The organism is Bradyrhizobium sp. Leo170 (assembly GCF_004296405.1).
Lineage (GTDB): Bacteria > Pseudomonadota > Alphaproteobacteria > Rhizobiales > Xanthobacteraceae > Bradyrhizobium.
This window is the reverse complement of the sequence record NZ_PSRR01000472.1, coordinates 1-5,061: the sequence shown is the minus strand read 5'-3', so window position 1 is coordinate 5,061 and position 5,061 is coordinate 1. Positions and strand designations below refer to the sequence as shown.

Annotated in this window: 3 protein-coding genes; 2 read left to right on the top strand and 1 reads right to left on the bottom strand. The window is 59.6% G+C overall.

Going from position 1 to position 5,061, the window contains the following annotated elements:
- Positions 1–395 precede the first annotated feature (395 nt).
- Positions 396–1,313 carry an AIPR family protein gene (locus CWO89_RS40625; RefSeq protein WP_130583873.1) on the top strand — a complete coding sequence of 306 codons (918 nt, stop codon included), beginning with the start codon at positions 396–398 and terminating at the stop codon, positions 1,311–1,313.
- 212 nt (positions 1,314–1,525) lie between these two features.
- The gene (locus CWO89_RS40620) at positions 1,526–2,263 is read left to right on the top strand and encodes a toll/interleukin-1 receptor domain-containing protein (RefSeq protein ID WP_130583872.1); all 738 of its coding nucleotides are present in this window, start codon (positions 1,526–1,528) and stop codon (positions 2,261–2,263) included.
- A 10-nt stretch (positions 2,264–2,273) separates the two neighbouring features.
- Here the strand turns inward: CWO89_RS40620 and uvrB are convergent.
- Positions 2,274–5,061: excinuclease ABC subunit UvrB (gene uvrB, locus CWO89_RS40615; protein WP_283813577.1), on the bottom strand; the 2,788-nt coding region annotated here is incomplete at its 5' end.

Below are 5,061 nucleotides of genomic sequence, written 5' to 3'. Positions count from 1 at the left end.
TTTCTTGCCACCGTCGCCCGCAGATCATCTCTGCGAACTTAGCGCCAGCGTCGGGGCGCCAGAACCACACGACTTCGCCGTCCGCTGATGCTGCGTTCGTCGTTCGCAACACCTGCGTCCATCGCATCCCACCGCAACGTTTGTGACGATCGCGACCCGCCCCTCTCTTGGGTGAGACGCGCGGAGTTAAATCACTGATTTGCCCGACGGCGAAAGCGGAATATTTTTCGTGTGAGGGCTGGACAGACTTTTGCTGATTTGCCCGTCGAGTTACTTTGTCACGCCGGCTTGATGCAGATTGCGCTCGCGCGCGCTGCGAAGCACAAAGCGCGGCAATTAGCGACGATTACTCGTCTTCTTCGTCTTCCTCGTCTGCCTTCAGTAGGCCAGCTTTCTTGGCAGCTTTCTTAGCTGCCTTCTCGGCCTCAGCCTTTGCCTTTAACGCAAGGTATGCTTCCTCACCGTCATCGACAAAATTTTCTGGCTTAATCGCAAAGGTCAGAACAGGGCAAGCTATTGGGGGAAATGATCGCTCAGTTGGTATCTTTGATTGCGGAAAAGTCACGATAGTAAATGGCGCCCAGACGGTAGGCACAATCGGTCGAACTTTGACCGAAGAAAACAATGCTGCGTTCTTGCAGGCTCGAATTATCGAAGTGAGCGATCCTGAATCTTCTCTCGGAAAGCAAATTACCAGAGCGTCCAATACTCAAAATAAGATCGATGCGCGCAATTTTGTCGCGCTCGATCCGGAGCAGGAACGTATCAGAACAGAGCTATTAATCGAAAAGGTTGTCTACGAATACAGAGAGGGTGAACCCCTTGAATCGACTGTAGATGGCTTCGATTTTATTGAGGCAGTAACAACACTCGCCTGCGCGAGCGGCGAGATGTCCTTTGTGGCGCTGTCTAAAGGGTATGTTGGCGGCTTGTATGCCGACATAACCACCACGCCATATAAGGCCCTTTTTAATCCCTCAACGTCGTCGCGACTTCTTTGGAGTTTGGTGAAGCTCTCAAGGCGGATTGACCAAGCGGTTAGGGTGAAGGCTGATAGTTCGCCCATCCAACGCGGAATTGTAGTGCATGGAAATCGTTTCGTTATGCACTGTGCTTTCCGGGAGATTAGGAAGAGTTCCGATTTGGCAGCGAATAACTCAATAAAGGACGAAATAATCGACGCTGCTGTCGTGCGGATTCTTGCTGGTGTCGGAAAGATTGTTGATCACGACTATGCGGACGCTTATCTGGCGCCACTGTTCAAGAATGTAAAAAAGTGCACGGACATTCGCTCGAAGTTTGAGCAAGCATAGTCGACGAAATACCACTTCTTCCACCCGCCCGGCGGGCCGCCGCGGCAGGGGAGGGATTCCGGGCCGCGCATCTCGTCGACGCGGGGTTTGGCTGCAGTGGAGTAGTGGTTCAGAAAGTTGTTGGTAAGGCTTTGCATCTCTTGAGGTTGAGCGAACTTTTGGCTCGGCTCCGATAGAATCGTGCTCTTTCACAATGTGCAGTGAGAGAGGTTATGACTTTCAGAATTGATCCCGCTTGGTCCTTTCGTGTTTTCCTCGACAAATTGTATGACCACTACACCGGTAGCGGAGTTCAGAGTACTGGCCGCCGCCTCAATGTCATCCGATTGTGGTTGAGTATGGCTGGTCATGCGCGCGCTATGCGCGGCCTCGCAGAAATCGAAGAAGAGTTCGGCAAGGACAAGATTGCCGAGGCGATGAATGTCTCTAAGCGGACTTGGACTGATCTTAAGGCATTCGCGAGGTCGCTACCTAACGATGCTGCTCTTGACGAAAAATCGGTCCGCGTTTTCGTTTCCTACAAATGGGAATCCGAAACACATAGCTCGTGGGTTAAGAATCTTGCGACTGCTTTGCGTGCGCGCGGTATCGAAGCGATACTGGATCAGTGGGAAGTAAAGCTAGGGGAGTCGTTTACTGACTACATGCAGGAGCACATATCGACTGCCGACGTTATCTTGTTTGTCATTACTCAGAAGGCGGTTGAAGCAGCAGAGGCGCCCAAAGGCAAAGGTGGCGCTTTAAAGTTTGAGGTCCAGATGATGAACGCTCGTCGAATGGCGGAAGGTACGAGAATCATTGGGGTCTACAGATCGGGGGACCGGCCGCCGCACTATCTCCGCGACCATAGGTATGTAGACTTTCGGGATGACGCCGAGTTCGAACGATCGCTTCAGATTCTGGTTGACGACATATTGGGTCTTGGCGGCCCGCCAACAATCAGGCGCTGAGATAGTCGAACTACCGTTTCTTCCACCCGCCGCGTCGCCCCGGCGTGCCGCCGCTCGATCTTGGTGCGGGGCCGAATTCGGGGCCTGATTGCCGCGAGTCCGTCGGTTGGATGATGCGGCTCGTGTTGCCGAACGGCTTTGCCGGCTTCGCACCAGGGTCCGGGCGGTAGGGCAGGGACTCCGGGCCGTGCATCTCGTCGAGATGGGGCTTGTGGACTTTTGAGCCGGCGCTGCCGCTGGCCTTGATCGCCGAAGACACGCTCTTCTTCTTCATCGCGCTTACCGGCAGGTTGGCGGCGTCGCCGTATTTCCTCGTGCCGGCATAGGCGCCGGCCTTGCCCTGCACGGTGCGCTGCTTGGCGGTGGGATCGTCGACGACGGCCAGCTCGGTGGCCCGCAGGCGCTTGACCTCGTCGCGCAGGCGCGCGGCTTCCTCGAAGTTCAAATCGGCGGCGGCTTCGCGCATTCTTGTTTCGAGATCGGCAAGAACCGCCTCGAAATTGTGGCCGATCGAGATCACGTCGTCGGTCACGCTGCCTTCGCTGACCTCGACCAGCACGTGATCGCGCTCGTAGACCGAGTTGAGGATGTCGCCGATCGACTTCTTCACGCTCTCTGGCGTGATGCCGTTGGCGGCGTTGTATTCCATCTGCTTTTCGCGGCGGCGGTTGGTCTCGGCGATCGCGCGCTCCATCGAGCCGGTCATGCTGTCGGCATAGAGGATCACCTTGCCATCGACGTTGCGCGCGGCGCGGCCGATGGTCTGGATCAGCGAGGTCTCGCTGCGCAGGAAGCCTTCCTTATCCGCATCGAGGATCGCGACCAGCGCGCATTCGGGAATGTCGAGGCCCTCGCGCAACAGGTTAATGCCGACCAGCGCGTCGAACGCGCCGAGGCGGAGGTCGCGGATGATCTCGATGCGCTCGATGGTGTCGATGTCCGAATGCATGTAGCGGACGCGGATGCCCTGCTCATGCAGATATTCGGTGAGGTCCTCCGCCATCCGTTTTGTCAAAACGGTGATCAGCGAGCGATAACCCGCCGCCGCGGTCGCGCGCACCTCGCCGACGAGGTCGTCGACCTGGGTGCGGGCCGGGCGAATGTCTACGGGAGGATCAATAAGTCCGGTCGGGCGGATCACCTGCTCGACGAACACGCCGCCGCTCTCGTTGAGCTCCCAGCCGCTGGGCGTCGCCGACACTGCGACGGTTTGCGGCCGCATCATGTCCCATTCCTCGAACCGCAGCGGACGGTTGTCCATGCAGGAGGGCAGGCGGAAGCCGTATTCGGCGAGCGTCGCCTTGCGGCGGAAGTCGCCGCGGAACATACCGCCGATCTGCGGGATGGAGACATGGCTCTCGTCGGCGAACACCAGCGCGTTGTCGGGCACATATTCGAACAGCGTCGGCGGCGGCTCGCCGGGGCGACGGCCGGTGAGATAGCGCGAATAGTTCTCGATGCCGGCGCAGCTCCCGGTCGCTTCCATCATCTCTAGATCGAAGGTGGTGCGCTGCTCCAGCCGCTGCGCCTCCAGCAGCCGGCCCTGGTCGTTGAGCTGGTCGAGGCGCATCTTTAGTTCTGATTTGATCGACTTGATCGCCTGCACCAGCGTCGGCCGTGGCGTCACATAGTGCGAGTTGGCGTAGATCTTGATGAATTCGAGCTCGTCCTGCTTGTGGCCGGTGAGCGGGTCGAACTCCTCGATGTTCTCCACGGTGTCGCCGAACAGGTTCACGCGCCAGGCGCGGTCCTCATAGTGCGCCGGGAAGATGTCGATGACGTCGCCGCGGACGCGGAAGGTGCCGCGGGTAAAGTCGGCCGAGGTGCGCTTGTACTGCAGCGCGACGAGGTCGGCGATCAATTGCCGCTGGTCGATGCGCTCGCCCTTCTTCAGCGCAAACGTCATCGCGGTATAGGTCTCGACCGAGCCGATACCGTAGATGCAGGAGACCGAGGCGACGATGATGACGTCGTCGCGCTCGAGCAGCGCGCGCGTCGCGGCGTGGCGCATGCGGTCGATCTGCTCGTTGATCGAAGAATCCTTCTCGATATAGGTGTCGGTCCGCGGCACATAGGCCTCGGGCTGGTAGTAGTCGTAATACGAGACGAAATATTCGACGGCGTTGTCCGGAAAGAAATTCTTGAACTCGCCATAGAGCTGCGCGGCCAGCGTCTTGTTCGGCGCCAGGATCAGGGCGGGACGCTGGGTGGCATCGATCACCTGCGCCATTGTGTAGGTCTTGCCGGAGCCGGTGACGCCGAGCAGCACCTGGGTGCGGTCGTTGCGGTTGATGCCCTCGACCAGTTCGGCGATCGCGGTCGGCTGGTCGCCCCTCGGCTGATAGTCGGACTTGAGCTCGAAGCGGACGCCGCCCTCGGACTTTTCCGGGCGCGGCGGGCGGTGCGGGGTCCACACCCGCATCGAGCCGTCGTCTTTCCGGAACTCGGGACGGCCCTCGCGGATCAGGTTCTCGAGCGCCTCGGCGGTTGCCTTGACCCCGAGCGCCTCCATCTTGTTGCGCGGCGGGCGGGCCAGCGCCTCGTCATCGTCCTCCGCGGTCGGTAGGCCGAGCTGCCGCGCCAGTTCCGGATCGAGCGTCGGCACGGTCGCCGCGGTGCCGTAATTGGCCTGCGGCGCTTCGTCGAAGCCATGCCGTGCGGAGACACCCTCTCCCTGACCCTCACCGCGCGAGCTTTGCTCGTCGCGCCCCGCAAGCGGGGGAGGGGAAACTACGACCGAGCGATCACTCGGAAATTCTTTCGGCGTCGAGGCGCGCGCGCGGTGCGCCGCGGCTTCG

What these genes read in the sequence shown, in the direction of transcription:
- CWO89_RS40620 (WP_130583872.1), top strand. Translation starts at nt 1,526, where the DNA reads ATGACTTTCAGAATTGATCCCGCTTGGTCCTTTCGTGTTTTCCTCGAC.